This window comes from Burkholderia sp. KL41 (assembly GCF_057005415.2).
Genome location: NZ_CM174446.1, coordinates 2,696,980 through 2,713,761, shown reverse-complemented (window position 1 = coordinate 2,713,761; position 16,782 = coordinate 2,696,980). Strand labels below are relative to the sequence as shown.

Annotated in this window: 16 protein-coding genes; all 16 read left to right on the top strand. The window is 63.5% G+C overall.

Annotated elements, in window-relative coordinates; all coding sequences use genetic code 11:
- The first annotated feature begins 11 nt into the window (after positions 1 to 11).
- The 16 genes from PQB87_RS12725 (at position 12) to PQB87_RS12650 (ending at position 16,774) form a co-directional block, all read left to right on the top strand.
- Positions 12 to 614, top strand: coding sequence for an NADH-quinone oxidoreductase subunit C (locus PQB87_RS12725; protein ID WP_006478264.1), 603 nt, complete (start codon positions 12 to 14; stop codon positions 612 to 614).
- A gap of 9 nt (positions 615 to 623) precedes the next feature.
- Positions 624 to 1,877 carry an NADH-quinone oxidoreductase subunit D gene (locus PQB87_RS12720; protein WP_043188847.1) on the top strand — a complete coding sequence of 418 codons (1,254 nt, stop codon included), beginning with the start codon at positions 624 to 626 and terminating at the stop codon, positions 1,875 to 1,877.
- Positions 1,878 to 2,062: 185 nt separating this feature from the next.
- Positions 2,063 to 2,548 (top strand): NADH-quinone oxidoreductase subunit NuoE, encoded by a 486-nt coding sequence (nuoE, locus tag PQB87_RS12715; RefSeq protein ID WP_006756903.1) that lies wholly within the window; start codon positions 2,063 to 2,065, stop codon positions 2,546 to 2,548.
- A complete protein-coding gene (gene nuoF / locus PQB87_RS12710; protein WP_006478267.1) occupies positions 2,545 to 3,855 on the top strand; it encodes an NADH-quinone oxidoreductase subunit NuoF in 1,311 nt (436 codons plus the stop codon). The genes nuoE and nuoF overlap by 4 nt, the downstream gene beginning before the upstream one ends.
- Positions 3,856 to 3,937: 82 nt before the next feature.
- On the top strand, positions 3,938 to 6,268 hold the full coding sequence (gene nuoG / locus PQB87_RS12705; RefSeq protein WP_048020499.1) for an NADH-quinone oxidoreductase subunit NuoG: 2,331 nt from the start codon (positions 3,938 to 3,940) through the stop codon (positions 6,266 to 6,268).
- The gene (nuoH, locus tag PQB87_RS12700; protein ID WP_059688503.1) at positions 6,269 to 7,336 is read left to right on the top strand and encodes an NADH-quinone oxidoreductase subunit NuoH; all 1,068 of its coding nucleotides are present in this window, start codon (positions 6,269 to 6,271) and stop codon (positions 7,334 to 7,336) included.
- A 10-nt stretch (positions 7,337 to 7,346) separates the two neighbouring features.
- Positions 7,347 to 7,835, top strand: a complete 489-nt coding sequence (nuoI, locus tag PQB87_RS12695) for an NADH-quinone oxidoreductase subunit NuoI (RefSeq protein ID WP_009691265.1) — start codon at positions 7,347 to 7,349, stop codon at positions 7,833 to 7,835.
- Between the two features lie 112 nt (positions 7,836 to 7,947).
- On the top strand, positions 7,948 to 8,598 hold the full coding sequence (locus tag PQB87_RS12690; RefSeq protein ID WP_021162815.1) for an NADH-quinone oxidoreductase subunit J: 651 nt from the start codon (positions 7,948 to 7,950) through the stop codon (positions 8,596 to 8,598).
- 18 nt (positions 8,599 to 8,616) lie between these two features.
- On the top strand, positions 8,617 to 8,922 hold the full coding sequence (nuoK, locus tag PQB87_RS12685; protein WP_006478272.1) for an NADH-quinone oxidoreductase subunit NuoK: 306 nt from the start codon (positions 8,617 to 8,619) through the stop codon (positions 8,920 to 8,922).
- A gap of 17 nt (positions 8,923 to 8,939) precedes the next feature.
- The gene (nuoL, locus tag PQB87_RS12680) at positions 8,940 to 10,994 is read left to right on the top strand and encodes an NADH-quinone oxidoreductase subunit L (protein WP_021162816.1); all 2,055 of its coding nucleotides are present in this window, start codon (positions 8,940 to 8,942) and stop codon (positions 10,992 to 10,994) included.
- A gap of 16 nt (positions 10,995 to 11,010) precedes the next feature.
- Positions 11,011 to 12,501: an NADH-quinone oxidoreductase subunit M gene (locus tag PQB87_RS12675; protein WP_021162817.1), complete on the top strand. Its 1,491-nt coding sequence runs from the start codon at positions 11,011 to 11,013 to the stop codon at positions 12,499 to 12,501.
- A 36-nt stretch (positions 12,502 to 12,537) separates the two neighbouring features.
- The gene (nuoN, locus tag PQB87_RS12670) at positions 12,538 to 13,992 is read left to right on the top strand and encodes an NADH-quinone oxidoreductase subunit NuoN (RefSeq protein WP_027786870.1); all 1,455 of its coding nucleotides are present in this window, start codon (positions 12,538 to 12,540) and stop codon (positions 13,990 to 13,992) included.
- Positions 13,992 to 14,288, top strand: a complete 297-nt coding sequence (locus PQB87_RS12665) for a DUF2818 family protein (protein ID WP_021162819.1) — start codon at positions 13,992 to 13,994, stop codon at positions 14,286 to 14,288. The genes nuoN and PQB87_RS12665 overlap by 1 nt, the downstream gene beginning before the upstream one ends.
- A gap of 36 nt (positions 14,289 to 14,324) precedes the next feature.
- Positions 14,325 to 14,915, top strand: a complete 591-nt coding sequence (locus PQB87_RS12660) for an NUDIX domain-containing protein (protein WP_021162820.1) — start codon at positions 14,325 to 14,327, stop codon at positions 14,913 to 14,915.
- Between the two features lie 136 nt (positions 14,916 to 15,051).
- On the top strand, positions 15,052 to 15,474 hold the full coding sequence (locus tag PQB87_RS12655; protein ID WP_048020504.1) for a DUF1178 family protein: 423 nt from the start codon (positions 15,052 to 15,054) through the stop codon (positions 15,472 to 15,474).
- 103 nt (positions 15,475 to 15,577) lie between these two features.
- On the top strand, positions 15,578 to 16,774 hold the full coding sequence (locus tag PQB87_RS12650; protein ID WP_111942572.1) for an acyl-CoA dehydrogenase family protein: 1,197 nt from the start codon (positions 15,578 to 15,580) through the stop codon (positions 16,772 to 16,774).
- Positions 16,775 to 16,782: the final 8 nt, after the last annotated feature.

Genomic DNA, 16,782 nt, shown 5'->3' with positions numbered 1-16,782 from the left:
GTCCCCTCAATATGGCAAGCAAAATCGAGACCCTCAAGGCAAACCTCGAAGCCGCGCTCGGCGCGCGCGTGGTGAGCCTCACCGAAGCGATCGGTGAACTGACGCTCGTCGTGAAGGCGAGCGATTACCTCGAAGTCGCAAAGACGCTGCGCGACGATCCGAAGCTCCGTTTCGAGCAGCTGATCGACCTGTGCGGCGTCGACTACCAGACCTTCGGCGACGGCGCCTACGACGGCCCGCGTTTCGCGGCCGTGTCGCACCTGCTGTCGGTCACGAACAACTGGCGTCTGCGCCTGCGTGCATTCGCGCCGGACGACGACCTGCCGATCGTGGCATCGCTGGTCGACATCTGGACCTCCGCGAACTGGTACGAGCGCGAAGCGTTCGACCTGTACGGCATCGTGTTCGAAGGCCACCCCGACCTGCGCCGCATCCTCACCGACTACGGCTTCATCGGCCACCCGTTCCGCAAGGACTTCCCGGTGTCGGGTTACGTCGAAATGCGTTACGACCCGGAAGAGAAGCGGGTCGTGTACCAGCCGGTGACGATCGAGCCGCGCGAAATCACGCCGCGCGTGATCCGCGAGGATCGCTATGGCGGTCTGAAACATTAAGGGGGCGTCATGGCAGAAATCAAGAACTACACGCTCAACTTCGGCCCGCAGCACCCGGCAGCGCACGGCGTGCTGCGCCTCGTGCTCGAGCTCGACGGCGAAGTCATTCAGCGTGCCGATCCGCACATCGGCCTGCTGCACCGCGCGACGGAAAAGCTCGCGGAATCCAAAACTTTCATCCAGTCCGTGCCGTACATGGACCGTCTCGACTACGTGTCGATGATGGTCAACGAGCACGGCTACGTGCTTGCGATCGAAAAGCTGCTCGGCATCGAAGTGCCTGAGCGCGCCCAGTACATCCGCGTGCTGTTCGACGAGATCACGCGCGTGCTGAACCACCTGATGTGGATCGGCGCGCACGCACTCGACGTCGGCGCGATGGCGGTGTTCCTGTACGCATTCCGCGAACGCGAAGACCTGATGGACGTGTACGAAGCGGTGTCCGGTGCCCGGATGCACGCGGCGTACTACCGTCCGGGCGGCGTCTACCGCGACCTGCCTGACGCAATGCCGCAATACAAGGCGTCGAAGATTCGCAACGAGAAGGCGCTCGCGAAGATGAACGAAGCGCGCAGCGGCTCGGTGCTCGATTTCATCGACGACTTCTTCACGCGCTTCCCGAAGTGCGTCGACGAATACGAAACGCTGCTCACCGACAACCGGATCTGGAAGCAGCGTCTGGTCGGGATCGGCGTGGTCAGCCCGGAACGTGCGCTGCAGATGGGTCTGACGGGCCCGATGCTGCGCGGCTCGGGCATCGCCTGGGACCTGCGCAAGAAGCAGCCGTACGAAGTGTACGATCGCATGGATTTCGACGTGCCGGTCGGCGTGAACGGCGATTGCTACGACCGCTACCTGGTTCGCGTCGAAGAAATGCGCCAGTCGATCCGTATCGCGAAACAGTGTATTGAGTGGCTCCGTAAGAATCAGGGCCCGGTGATGACCGACAATCACAAGGTTGCACCGCCGTCGCGCGTCGGCATGAAGACCAACATGGAAGACTTGATTCACCACTTCAAGCTCTTCACCGAAGGTTTCCATGTGCCGGAAGGCGAAGCGTACGCGGCGGTCGAGCATCCGAAGGGCGAGTTCGGCATCTACCTCGTGTCGGACGGTGCCAACAAGCCGTATCGCCTCAAGATTCGCGCACCGGGTTTCGCGCACCTGGCGTCGCTCGACGAAATGGCGCGCGGTCACATGATCGCCGACGCCGTCACGATCATCGGTACGCAGGACATCGTGTTCGGCGAAATCGATCGCTAATGGTTGCGCCGCCCGTTTGTCGCGGGCGGCGAGCGGTAAGTCACACGCGAAGTCACATGCTGCATGCGCTGAACCGGCGCGGCTTCGCAAGCTGTCAACAGAGTGAGCGCCAGGTCTGCCGTCCATGCACCCCAGTGTGCGGCAGGTTGTTCGTTCGGTAGGAATTGAAAGAGTCGTGTCTGAAAATGATCTCAGCTGAAGGCCTGAAGGAAATCGATCGAGCGTTGACGAAGTATCCCGCCGATCAGAAACAGTCCGCCGTGATGTCGGCGTTGGCCGTTGCTCAGGAAGAGCACGGCTGGCTGTCGCCCGAACTGATGCAGTTCGTTGCGGACTATCTCGGCATGCCGGCCGTTGCCGTGCAGGAAGTCGCGACGTTCTACACGATGTACGAGCTCAACCCGGTCGGCAAGCACAAGATCACGCTCTGTACGAACCTGCCGTGCCAGCTTGGCCCGCACGGCGGCGCGGAAGCGACTGCCGACTACCTGAAACAGAAGCTGGGCATCGGCTTCGGCGAGACCACGCCTGACGGCAAGTTCACGCTGAAGGAAGGCGAATGCATGGGCTCGTGCGGCGATGCGCCGGTGCTGCTGGTGAACAATCACAGAATGTGCAGCTTCATGAGCCGCGAGAAGATCGACCAGCTGCTTGAGGAGCTCTCGAAATGACGTCCCTCCACGACCGTCACATCAAACCGCTGATCCTCGCTGGTCTGAACGGCGAGAACTGGCATCTCGAAGATTACGTCGCGCGCGGCGGCTACAAGCAGCTGCGCCGCATTCTCGAAGAAAAGATTCCGCCCGAGCAGGTGATCGCCGACGTCAAGGCGTCGGGCCTGCGCGGCCGCGGCGGTGCGGGTTTTCCGACCGGCCTGAAGTGGAGCTTCATGCCGCGCCAGTTCCCGGGGCAGAAGTACCTCGTCTGCAACTCGGACGAAGGCGAGCCGGGTACGTTCAAGGATCGCGACATCCTGCGCTGGAACCCGCATGCGCTGATCGAAGGCATGGCCATCGGCGCGTACGCGATGGGCATCACCGTCGGCTACAACTACATCCACGGCGAAATCTTCGAAGTGTATCGACGCTTCGAGGCCGCGCTCGATGAAGCGCGTGCAGCGGGTTTCCTCGGCGACAACATCATGGGCTCGGAATTCTCGTTCCAGCTGCACGCGCACCACGGCTACGGCGCGTACATCTGCGGCGAGGAAACGGCGCTGCTCGAGTCGCTCGAAGGCAAGAAGGGCCAGCCGCGCTTCAAGCCGCCGTTCCCGGCGAGCTTCGGCGTGTACGGCAAGCCGACCACGATCAACAACACCGAGACGTTCGCCGCGGTGCCGTTCCTGCTGTCCATCGGGCCGCAGAATTACCTCGAGATCGGCAAGCCGAACAACGGCGGCACGAAGATTTTCTCGGTGTCGGGCGACGTCGAGCGTCCGGGCAACTACGAAGTGCCGCTCGGCACGCCGTTCGCGACGCTGATGGAGCTCGCCGGCGGGATGCGCGGCGGCAAGAAGATCAAGGCCGTGATTCCGGGCGGGTCGTCGGCACCGGTGATCCCGGGCGACATCATGATGCAGACGGATCTCGACTACGATTCGATCGCGAAGGCGGGCTCGATGCTCGGTTCCGGCGCGGTGATCGTGATGGACGAGACGCGCTGCATGGTGCGCTCGCTGCTGCGCCTGTCGTACTTCTACTACGAGGAATCGTGCGGCCAGTGCACGCCGTGCCGTGAAGGCACCGGCTGGCTGTATCGCGTCGTGAACCGTATCGAGCACGGCGAAGGGCGCCAGGAAGATCTGGATCTGCTGAACTCGGTGGCCGAGAACATCATGGGCCGCACGATCTGTGCACTCGGCGATGCGGCGGCGATGCCGGTACGCGGGATGCTCAAGCACTACTGGGACGAATTCGCGTACCACGTCGAGCACAAGCACTGCATGGTCGGCGGCCACGCGCACGCGGCGGCAGCCTGAAGCGAACCCGGTTGCGGAATTTGAGCGCACGGTCGGGCGAAGGCGCGAACGGGCGGAAATAGGTTAAGGACCATTCACCATCATGGTTGAACTTGAAATAGACGGCAAGAAGGTCGAGGTGCCCGAAGGCAGCATGGTGATCCAGGCTGCGCACAAGGCGGATACGTACATTCCTCACTTCTGCTATCACAAGAAACTGTCGGTTGCGGCCAACTGCCGGATGTGTCTCGTCGAAGTCGAGAAGATGCCGAAGGCCGTGCCTGCCTGCGCGACTCCCGTGTCGGCCGGCATGATCGTCCATACGCAATCCGACAAGGCCGTGAAGGCGCAGCAGTCGGTGATGGAATTCCTCCTCATCAACCACCCGCTCGACTGCCCGATCTGCGATCAGGGCGGCGAATGCCAGCTGCAGGATCTGGCGGTCGGCTACGGCAAGTCGTCGTCGCGCTACTCGGAAGAAAAGCGCGTGGTGTTCCACAAGAACGTGGGCCCGCTGATCTCGATGGAAGAGATGTCGCGCTGCATCCACTGCACGCGCTGCGTCCGCTTCGGCCAGGAAATCGCCGGCGTGATGGAGTTCGGCATGCTGGGCCGCGGCGAGCACTCGGAAATCACGACGTTCGTCGGCAAGACGGTCGATTCCGAAATGTCGGGCAACATGATCGACCTGTGCCCGGTCGGCGCGCTGACCAGCAAGCCGTTCCGCTACAGCGCCCGTACGTGGGAACTGTCGCGCCGCAAGTCGGTGAGCCCGCACGATTCCGTCGGCGCGAACCTCGTCGTGCAGGTGAAGAACAACCGCGTGATGCGCGTGCTGCCGTTCGAGAACGAAGCGATCAACGAATGCTGGATCTCGGACAAGGACCGCTTCTCGTATGAAGGCCTCAACAGCGAAGAGCGCCTGACGAAGCCGATGCTGAAGCAGGGCGGCCAGTGGATCGAAACCGACTGGCAGACCGCGCTCGAATATGTCGCGAAGGGCCTGAAGGGCATCGCCGCGGATCACGGCGCGAACGCGCTGGCGATGCTCGCGAGCGCGCACAGCACCGCCGAAGAGCTGTTCCTCGTGAAGCAGCTCGCCAACGAACTGAAGACGCCGAACGTCGATTTCCGTCTGCGTCAGCAGGATTTCTCGGCGCCGGTCCAGGGCGCACCGTGGCTCGGCATGCCGATCGCCGACCTGTCGAACGTGGACGCCGCGTTCGTCGTCGGTTCGTTCCTGCGCCGCGACCACCCGCTGTTTGCCGCCCGCCTGCGTCAGGCCGCGAAGAACGGCGCGAAGCTGCACTTCCTGCACGCGACCGGTGACGATGCACTGATCCCGACCGCGCAGCGCATCGTTGCCGCGCCGTCGGCATGGCTCGACCAGCTGGCCGGCATCGCTGCCGCGGTCGCGCAACTGCGCGGCGTCGCGTTGCCCGACGCGCTGGCAGGCGTCACCGCATCGCCGGCCGCGCAGGCTGTCGCCCAGTCGCTCGCGAACGGCGAACGCCGTGCGGTGCTGCTCGGCAACGTCGCGGTCCGCCATCCGGAATTCGCGAAGCTGCACGCCGTCGCCAAGTGGATCGCCGACAACACCGGCGCCACGTTCGGCTTCCTGACGGAAGCGGCGAACACGGTCGGCGCGCACGTCGTCGGCGCACTGCCGGGCGAAGGCGGCCTGAACGCACGTGAAGCGTTCGCGCAGCCGCGCAAGGGCTACGTGCTGCTGAACGTCGAGCCGGAATTCGACACCGCTGATCCGGCACAGGCACTGGCCGCGCTGAACCAGGCGGAAATGGTCGTCGTGATGTCGCCGTTCAAGCACGGCCTCGACTACGCCGACGTGCTGCTGCCGGTTGCGCCGTTCACGGAAACGGCCGGCACGTACGTGAATGCGGAAGGCACCGTGCAGAGCTTCAACGGCGTCGTGCGCCCGCTCGGCGATACGCGTCCGGGCTGGAAGGTGCTGCGCGTGCTCGGCAGCCTGCTCGGCCTGCCGAACTTCGAATACGAGACCTCGGAAGAAGTGCGTCTCGCCGCGCTCGGCGACGCCGGCGTCGCGGGCCGCCTGTCGAACCAGACGTCGGTCGCGCCGGTGCGCGCCGCCGCGAATGCCGCGAACGGCGGCTTCGAGCGTCTGGCCGATGTGCCGATCTATCACGCCGACGCGCTCGTGCGCCGTGCAGGTGCGCTGCACCTGACGGCCGCCGCGAAGGCGGCGAATGCCGCAGCCCTGCCGGCCGCGCTGTTCGACAAGCTGGGCTTGAAGGAAGGCGACGCGGTGCGCGTGCGCCAGGGCGAGCGTGCGGTGCAGTTGCCGGCCGTGCGCGACGCGAATCTTGCGGAGACGGTCGTTCGCGTGTCGGCGGCAACGCCTGCCGGCGCAGCGCTCGGCAGCCTGTCCGGTGAACTGGTGGTGGAGAAGGCGTAAATGAGCTTGTTCGATACGATCAACGCGGGCGGGTCCCAGCTTCTCGGCTTCGCATGGCCGACGGTGTGGGCCGTCGTGCGCATCCTCGTCGTCTCCGTCGTCATCCTGCTGTGCGTCGCGTACCTGATTCTGTGGGAACGCAAGCTGATCGGCTGGATGCACGTGCGTCTCGGCCCGAACCGCGTCGGCCCCGGCGGCCTGCTGCAGCCGATCGCCGACGTGCTGAAGCTGCTGCTGAAGGAAGTCATTCAGCCGAGCGCCGCCAGCCGCTGGCTGTACCTGATCGCGCCGGTGATGACCGTCGTGCCGGCATTCGCCGTGTGGGCCGTGATCCCGTTCCAGGCCGAAGCGGTCCTCGCGAACGTGAACGCGGGCCTGCTGTACGCGATGGCGATTTCGTCGATCGGCGTGTATGCGGTGATTCTCGCGGGCTGGGCATCGAACTCGAAGTACGCGTTCCTCGGCGCGATGCGCGCCGCGGCACAGATGGTGTCGTACGAAATCTCGATGGGCTTCGCGCTGGTGCTGGTGCTGATGACGGCCGGCAGCCTGAACCTGTCGGAAATCGTGGGTTCGCAACAGCACGGGTTCTTCGCCGGCCACGGCGTGAACTTCCTGTCGTGGAACTGGCTGCCGCTGCTGCCGGCGTTCGTCGTCTACTTCATTTCGGGCATCGCCGAAACGAACCGCCACCCGTTCGACGTGGTGGAAGGGGAGTCGGAAATCGTCGCCGGTCACATGATCGATTACTCGGGCATGGCGTTCGCGCTGTTCTTCCTCGCCGAGTACATCAACATGATCGTGATCTCGGCGCTGGCTGCGACGCTGTTCCTCGGTGGCTGGGACGCACCGTTCGAATTCCTGTCGTTCATCCCGGGCGTCTTCTGGCTGGTGCTGAAGGTCTTCGCACTGCTGTCGGTGTTCATCTGGGTCCGCGCAACGTTCCCGCGCTACCGTTACGACCAGATCATGCGTCTGGGCTGGAAGGTGTTCCTGCCCGTCACGGTGATCTGGGTGGTCGTGGTCGGCTGCTGGATGATGTCGCCGCTGAACATCTGGGTGAAGTAAGGACGAAATCATGACGGCTATCCAACACTTCTTTAAGACTTTCTTCCTGACCGAGCTGCTGAAGGGGCTCGCGCTGACCGGTCGTTACACGTTCAAGCGCAAGTTCACCGTGCAGTTCCCGGAAGAGAAGACCCCGATTTCGCCGCGCTTCCGCGGGCTGCATGCGCTGCGCCGTTATGAAAACGGCGAAGAGCGCTGCATCGCGTGCAAGCTCTGCGAGGCCGTGTGCCCCGCGATGGCGATCACGATCGAATCGGAAACGCGCGCGGACAACACGCGCCGCACGACGCGCTACGACATCGACCTGACGAAGTGCATCTTCTGCGGTTTCTGCGAAGAGAGCTGCCCGGTCGATTCGATCGTCGAGACGCAGATTCTCGAGTACCACGGCGAAAAGCGCGGCGACCTGTATTTCACGAAGGAAATGCTGCTCGCGGTGGGCGATCGCTACGAGAAGGACATCGCCGCGGCGAAGGCTGCCGACGCGCCGTATCGTTGATTGTGTTTGCAGTGCCGGCCCGAAGCCTGGGCCGAGCCGCCGCGACGGGTGCGGCTCGCGAGAGCGTCCCGCAAGCCGCGCCTGACTATGGCCTAACGATGAACCGGTAATCATGGAATTCACGACCGTACTGTTCTACATCTTCGCGCTGCTCCTGGTGGTATCAGGGCTGAAGGTGATCACTTCGCGCAACCCGGTGGCGTCTGCGCTTTTCCTTGTGCTGGCGTTCTTCAACGCCGCCGCGATCTGGATGCTGCTGGAAGCGGAGTTCCTCGCGATCCTGCTGGTGCTGGTCTACGTGGGCGCCGTGATGGTGCTGTTCCTGTTCGTCGTGATGATGCTGGACATCAACATCGACTACCTGCGCCGCGACTTCAAGCGCTTCGTCCCGATGGCGACCGTGGTCGGCGCGATCATCGTGATCGAAACCGCGCTGATCCTGTGGCGCGGCTACGGCGACACGCAGACGGTGCACGCGATGGCGACGGGCGAGATGGCCAACTGGTCGAACACGCGACTGATCGGCAAGGTGATCTACACCGACTACATCTTCGCGTTTGAAATCGCCGGCCTCGTGCTGCTGGTCGCGATCATTGCCGCGATCGGGCTGACCGAGCGCAAGGGCAAGGACAGCAAGCGCCAGCGCGTGTCGGATCAGGTCAAGGTGCGCCGCAACGACCGTGTGCGCCTCGTGAAGATGGAAGCGGACAAGCCGCAGCCGGAAACGGCGCAGAGCGAAGCCGGTTCGGGCACCAACGGCTAAGCGGAGGAAAGGAAAACCATGCTGACTCTTGCTCATTACCTCGTGCTCGGCGCGATCCTCTTTGCGATCGCGATCGTCGGGATCTTCCTGAACCGCCGCAACGTCATCATCATCCTGATGTCGATCGAACTGATGCTGCTGGCGGTGAATACCAACTTCGTCGCGTTTTCGCACTACCTCGGCGATGTGCACGGCCAGATCTTCGTGTTCTTCGTGCTGACGGTCGCCGCAGCGGAAGCCGCGATCGGCCTCGCGATTCTGGTGACCCTGTTCCGTAAGCTCGACACGATCAATGTCGAGGATCTCGATCAGCTCAAAGGTTAATTTCAGGCAACGCTGTTATGTCAACGACACTCAATGAAAACCTGCTGCTGGCGATTCCGCTCGCTCCGCTGGCCGGCTCGCTGATTGCGGGGCTGTTCGGGAACGCAGTCGGGCGCAAGGGCGCACACCGGATCACGATCCTCGGCGTAATGATCGCGTTCCTCCTGTCGGCGAAAGTCTTCTTCGACGTGATGGGCGGCGCAAGCTTCAACGCGACCGTCTACGAATGGATGAACGTCGGCTCGCTGAAGCTCGAAGTCGGCTTCCTCGTCGATTCGCTGACCGCGATGATGATGGTCGTCGTGACCTTCGTCTCGCTGATGGTGCACGTGTACACGATCGGCTACATGGCGGAAGAAGACGGCTACCAGCGCTTCTTCTCGTACATCTCGCTGTTCACGTTCTCGATGCTGATGCTCGTGATGAGCAACAACTTCCTGCAGCTGTTCTTCGGCTGGGAAGCGGTGGGTCTGGTGTCGTACCTGCTGATCGGCTTCTACTTCACGCGTGAGAGCGCGATCTACGCGAACATGAAGGCGTTCCTCGTGAACCGCGTGGGCGACTTCGGCTTCCTGCTCGGCATCGGCCTGCTGCTCGCATTCGCCGGCTCGATGAACTACGGCGAAGTGTTCGCGAAGCGCGCGGAACTCGCGAGCCTGCACTTCCCGGGCACCGACTGGGGCCTGCTGACCGTGGCCTGTATCTGCCTGTTCATCGGCGCGATGGGTAAGTCGGCACAGTTCCCGCTGCATGTGTGGCTGCCGGACTCGATGGAAGGCCCGACCCCGATCTCGGCGCTGATTCACGCGGCGACGATGGTGACGGCCGGCATCTTCATGGTGTCGCGCATGTCGCCGCTGTTCGAACTGTCGGATACCGCGCTGTCGTTCGTCACGGTGATCGGCGCGATCACGGCGCTGTTCATGGGCTTCCTCGGCATCATCCAGAACGACATCAAGCGGGTGGTCGCCTATTCGACGCTGTCGCAGCTCGGCTACATGACGGTCGCGCTCGGCGTGTCCGCGTACCCGGTCGCGTTGTTCCACCTGATGACGCACGCGTTCTTCAAGGCGCTGCTGTTCCTCGGCGCCGGCTCGGTCATCATGGGCATGCACCACGACCAGGACATCCGCAACATGGGCGGCCTGCGCAAGTACATGCCGATCACGTGGATCACGTCGCTCATCGGTTCGCTCGCGCTGATCGGTACGCCGTTCTTCTCGGGCTTCTACTCGAAGGACTCGATCATCGACGCGGTGAAGCTTTCGCACCTGCCGGGTTCGGGCTTCGCGTACTTCGCGGTCGTCGCGAGCGTGTTCGTCACGGCGCTGTACTCGTTCCGCATGTATTTCCTGGTGTTCCACGGTGAAGAGCGCTTCCGCAAGCCGAAGCATCCGGAATCGCCGATGGGCATGGCGGCCGCGCACGGCCACGACGACCACGGTCATGGCCATGGTCATGACGACCACGCGCACGAGCCGCACGAGACCCCGTGGGTCGTGTGGGTGCCGCTGGTCCTGCTGGCGATCCCGTCGGTGATCATCGGTGCGATCGCGGTCGGCCCGATGCTGTTCGGCGACTTCTTCCAGCACGGCGTTGCATTCGACAAGGTGATCTTCATCGGCGAAAACCACCCGGCGCTGGCCGAGATGGCCGAGGAGTTCCACGGCTGGGTGGGCATGGGCCTGCACTCGGTGTCGGGTCTGCCGGTCTGGCTCGCGCTCGCCGGTGTCGTTGTCGCCTGGTTCCTGTACCTGAAGCGTCCGGATCTGCCGGCGTCGATCCGCCGCGCGTTCGGCCCGATCTACACGCTGCTGGACAACAAGTACTACATGGACAAGATCAACGAAGTGGTGTTCGCCCGTGGTTCGGTGGCGATCGGCCGCGGCCTGTGGAAGGAAGGTGACGTCGTCGTGATCGACGGCCTCGTCAACGGCAGCGCCCGGTTCATCGGCTGGTTCGCCAGCGTGATCCGCTTCCTCCAATCCGGTTACATCTATCACTACGCGTTCGCCATGATCATCGGCATGCTGGGGCTCCTGACCCTGTTTGTAACGCTCGGCGGCAAATAAGGCGGGGGACAACTTAATGCACGCTTTTCCGATTCTCAGTACCGCGATCTGGCTGCCGATCGTTTTCGGCCTCCTCGTGCTTGCGGTGGGCAATGACAAAAATCCGGGGACGGCCCGCTGGATCGCGCTGATCGGTTCGCTGCTCGGCCTCGCGGTCACGATCCCGCTGATCACGGGCTTCGATTCGAGCACGGCTGCGCTGCAGTTCGTCGAGAAGTCGACCTGGATCGAGCGCTTCGACATCGCGTATCACCTCGGCGTCGACGGCATCTCGATGTGGTTCGTCGTGCTGACCGCGCTGATCACGGTGATCGTCGTGATCGCCGCATGGGAAGTCATCACCGAGAACGTCGCGCAGTACCTCGCGGCGTTCCTGATCCTGTCCGGGATCATGATCGGCGTCTTCTCGGCGGCCGACGGCCTGCTGTTCTACGTGTTCTTCGAAGCGACCCTGATCCCGATGTACATCATCATCGGCGTGTGGGGCGGCCCGAACCGCGTGTATGCGGCATTCAAGTTCTTCCTGTACACGCTGGCCGGCTCGCTGCTGATGCTGGTCGCGCTGATCTACCTGTATACGGAAACGCATTCGTTCGACCTCGCGACGTGGCAGAACGCCAAGATCGCGATGACGCCACAGATCCTGCTGTTCATCGCGTTCTTCCTCGCGTTCGCGGTGAAGGTGCCGATGTGGCCGGTGCACACGTGGCTGCCGGACGCGCACGTGGAAGCGCCGACGGGCGGCTCGGTCGTGCTGGCCGCGATCATGCTGAAGCTCGGCGCGTACGGTTTCCTGCGCTTCTCGCTGCCGATCACGCCTGACGCGAGCCACTTCCTGGCCCCCGTCGTGATCACGCTGTCGCTGATCGCGGTGATCTACATCGGCCTCGTCGCGATGGTGCAGGCCGACATGAAGAAGCTGGTCGCGTATTCGTCGATCGCGCACATGGGCTTCGTCACGCTCGGCTTCTTCATCTTCAACCAGCTCGGCGTCGAAGGCGCGATCATCCAGATGATTTCGCACGGCTTCGTGTCGGGCGCGATGTTCCTCTGCATCGGCGTGCTGTACGACCGCGTGCACTCGCGCCAGATCGCCGATTACGGTGGCGTCGTCAACGTGATGCCGAAGTTCGCGGCGTTCGCGATGCTGTTCTCGATGGCCAACTGCGGCCTGCCGGGCACGTCGGGTTTCGTCGGCGAGTTCATGGTGATTCTCGCGGCCGTCCAGTACAACTTCTGGATCGCATTCGGCGCGGCGTTCACGCTGATCCTCGGCGCTGCTTACACGCTGTGGATGTACAAGCGCGTGTACTTCGGCGCGGTGGCGAACGATCACGTTGCCAAGCTGAAGGACATCGGCCGTCGCGAATTCCTGATGCTGGCCGTGCTCGCCGCGTTCACGCTGCTGATGGGCCTGTATCCGAAGCCTTTCACCGACGTGATGCACGTTTCCGTGGAAAACCTCCTCTCCCATGTCGCGCAGTCCAAGCTGCCGCTGGCGCAGTAATCGCGAGCGGAGGAAATCAAGATCATGAACGCTCCTATGAATGTCCTGTTGCCTGACGCGCTGGTGATGGCCGCCATCGTCGTCGCATGGCTGAACGACACCTTTACCGGTGCTTCCGGCCGCCGCCTGACTTACCTGATCGCGGTTGTTTCGTCGGTCGTCGCCGGCGTGTGGTTCGCGGTGCAGGCACTCGACCCGCAGCAGTACTACTTCTTCTCGAAGATGGTCGTCGTCGACTCGTTCGCGAGCACGATGAAGGCCGTCGTGTCGTTCGGTTTCGCGGTCTCGCTCGTCTATTCGCGCAAGTACCTCGAGGATCGCGACATGTTCCGCGGCGACGTGTTCCTGCTCGGCATGTTCTCGCTGCTCGGCCAGCTGGTCATGGTGTCGGGCAACAACTTCCTGACGCTGTACCTCGGTCTCGAACTGATGTCGCTGTCGCTGTACGCAGTCATCGCACTGCGCCGTGACGCCGCGCAGTCGAGCGAAGCCGCGATGAAGTACTACGTGCTGGGCGCGCTCGCGTCGGGCTTCGTGCTGTACGGCATCTCGATGCTGTACGGCGCGACCGGCTCGCTCGAGCTGGGCGAGGTGTACAAGGCGGTCGGCGGCAACACCGACGCAGCCGTGCTGATGTTCGGCGTGGTCTTCATCGTCGCCGGTATCGCGTTCAAGCTCGGCGCCGTGCCGTTCCACATGTGGGTGCCGGACGTCTACCAGGGCGCACCGACCGCGATGACGCTGTTCGTCGGCGGCGGCCCGAAGGTTGCCGCGTTCGCGTGGGGCCTGCGCTTCCTGGTGATGGGCCTGCTGCCGCTCGCGCAGAACTGGCAGACCGCGCTCGTGATCCTCGCCGCGCTGTCGCTGATCGTCGGCAATATCACCGGTATCGTCCAGCGCAACATCAAGCGGATGCTCGCATATTCGGCGATCTCGAACATGGGCTTCGTGCTGCTCGGCCTGCTCGCGGGCATCGTGAAGGGCGACGCGTCGGCGCCGGCGAATGCATACAGCTCGGCGATGTTCTACGCGATCGTCTACCTGATCACGACGCTCGGCTCGTTCGGCGTGGTGATGCTGCTCGCACGCCGCGATTTCGAAGCCGACACGATCGACGACTTCAAGGGCCTCAACAAGCGCAGCCCGGTGTTCGCGTTCGTGATGATGGTCATGATGTTCTCGCTGGCAGGCATCCCGCCGACCGTCGGCTTCTATGCGAAGCTCGCCGTGCTCGAGGCGACCGTCAACGCGGGCCTCACGTGGCTGGCCGTGCTGGCCGTGATCACGTCGCTGTTCGGCGCGTTCTACTACCTGCGCATCGTGAAGCTGATGTACTTCGATGCACCGCAGGATGCAACGCCGATCACGGGCGATTTCTGCAAGCGCACGATCCTCGTGCTGAACGGCCTGGCGGTCGTCGTGCTCGGCCTGATCCCGAGCCCGCTGCTGACGGCCTGCCTGCAGGCAATTCGCCACACGCTGCCGCTGTAATGTCGGCAGCCGGCTGGTTTATCGTGCTGTTGGCGTTCGTCTGCGCCAACCTGCCGTTCCTGAACCAACGCCTCTTCGCCGTCGTGCCGTTCGGCGCGACGAAGAAGGGCGGGTGGGTGCGGATCGGCGAGCTGATCGTGCTGTACTTCATCGTCGGCGCGCTCGGCTTCTGGCTCGAGTCGCGCGCCGGCAACCGCTTCGAACAGGGCTGGCAGTTCTACGCGATCACGTTCAGTCTTTTCGTCGTGTTCGCGTTTCCCGGCTTCACGTTCCAGTATCTCGTCAAACGACGCTGACGGCTTCGGCCGTCGCGCTCATTCCCGGAGCCGCCGATGGCCGAACTACCCAATCACGACGCCGCACTGACCGAAACCTGCCTCGAGAGCGAGGCGATTTTCGACGGCGCGTTCCTCAAGCTCAAGCGCGATATCGTCCGCCTGCCGGATGGCAAGAAGGCCACGCGCGAATACGTCCAGCATCCGGGCGCGGTGATGGTGATCCCGCTGTTCGACGACGGCCGCGTGCTGATGGAAAACCAGTTTCGCTACCCGATCGGCAAGGTGATGGCCGAATTCCCGGCCGGCAAGCTCGACCCGAACGAAGGCGCACTCGCCTGCGCGGTGCGCGAACTGCGCGAGGAAACGGGTTACACCGCACGCGAGTACGTGTTCCTGGCCCGCATTCATCCGATCATTTCCTACTCGACCGAATTCATCGACCTGTACCTGGCGCGCGGGCTGACGGCCGGCGAGCGCAAGCTCGATGAGGGCGAATTCCTCGAGACCTTCACCGCGACGCAGGCCGATTTGCAGGAATGGGTGCGCACGGGCCAGATTTCCGACGTGAAGACGATCATCGGTACGATGTGGCTCGACAAGGTGCTGTCCGGTACGTGGCCGCTCGGGCCGGTCCTGACGCCCTGAGTGCGGCGTCAGCGGCGGGTGGGGCACCGCGTTACAATCCGGTGACGCGACGCCTCCACGTCGCGCGATCGGTAATTAGCACGATCGTTCACAAAACCGCTTTTTGCGCTACACTCGCCACACGCCCTGATTCAGCATGAAGGTCCTCGATTTGCAGTGCCCGCACGGTCATCGGTTCGAAGGCTGGTTTGCTTCCGCCGATGAATTCGAAGCGCAGTTGTCCCGCAAGCTGGTCGAATGCCCGGTGTGCGGAACGACCGAGGTCAACCGTCTGCCGTCGGCGCCGCGCCTGAATCTGTCGGGCGCGACGCAGGCACAGCCGGCCGATCCGCGCGCAATGCAGGCGCAGGTGATGCGTGCGCTGCGCGAGGTGCTGGAGAAAACCGAGAATGTGGGCGAGCGCTTCGCCGAGGAAGCGCGGCGCATCCATTACAACGAGGCGCCGGCACGCAGCATTCGCGGCGTCACGACGCCCGAAGATGCGCAATCCTTGGCCGAAGAAGGCATCGACGTGATGCCGCTGCCGATTCCTGCCGCGCTGAAAGAACCGCTGCAATGACGTATGCAGTGGGTCCTTGCCGGGCTGGACGGCTGCGGTCAGCCTTGCATGGGACCTGAGTAAGCGCTGAAGCGCAAACTCCGGTCGACAGGAGACACTGCGCATGGATCTGGATTATTCCCCCGCCGACGACGCGTTCCGCGTCGACGTCCGCGCCTGGCTCGAGGCCAACCTGCCTCACGCACTGCGCGCCAAAGTACTCGATCACAAACGACTCGACCGCGAGGATTTCGCGAGCTGGCACCGGATTCTCGGCCAGCGCGGCTGGTCCGCGCCCGCCTGGCCGGTTGAATACGGTGGGCCGGGCTGGAACGCGACGCAACGGCACATCTGGGATGAGGAATGCGCGCGGATCGGCGCGCCGACCGTGCTGCCGTTCGGCGTATCGATGGTCGCGCCGGTGTTGATGAAATACGGCAGCGAAGCGCAGAAGCGTCATTATCTGCCGCGGATTCTCGACGGCTCGGACTGGTGGTGCCAGGGCTATTCGGAGCCGGGTTCGGGATCCGACCTCGCCTCGTTGCGCACGCGCGCCGAGCGCCAGGGCGACCACTACATCGTCAACGGCCAGAAGACCTGGACGACGCTCGGCCAGTACGCCGACATGATGTTCTGCCTCGTGCGCACCGATCCGGCCGCGAAGAAGCAGGAGGGCATCTCGTTCCTGCTGATCGACATGAAGACGCCCGGCATCACGGTGCGGCCGATCGTCATGCTCGACGAGGACCACGAGGTCAACGAGGTGTTCTTCGAGGACGTGAAGGTGCCGGTCGAGAATCTCGTCGGCGACGAGAATCGCGGCTGGACCTACGCGAAATACCTGCTTGGTCATGAGCGCACCGGCATCGCGCGCGTCGGCGCGTCGAAGCGCGAGCTCGCGTTCCTGAAGCGCGTGGCGTCGAACCAGCGCAAGAACGGCAAGCCGTTGCTTGCCGATCCCGTGTTCGCCGCCAAGGTCGCGGCGCTCGAGGTCGAGCTGATGGCGCTCGAGGTGACGGTGCTGCGCGTCGTCAGCCGCGAGACGAGCGGGAAGGGGCCGGGCCCCGAGGCGTCCATGCTGAAGATCAAGGGCACGGAAGTGCAGCAGGCGCTCACCGAGTTGATGGTCGACGCGATCGGCCCGCTCGCCGCACCGTTCGACGTTCCGTTCCTCGACGGCCAGCGCGAGCACAGCATCGCCGGCGACGACGATGCGGCGCCGCTGGCCGCGTACTACTTCAACTACCGGAAGACGTCGATCTACGGCGGTTCGAACGAGATCCAGAAGAACATCATCGCGCAGATGATTCTGGGGCTGTGATCAGGGAA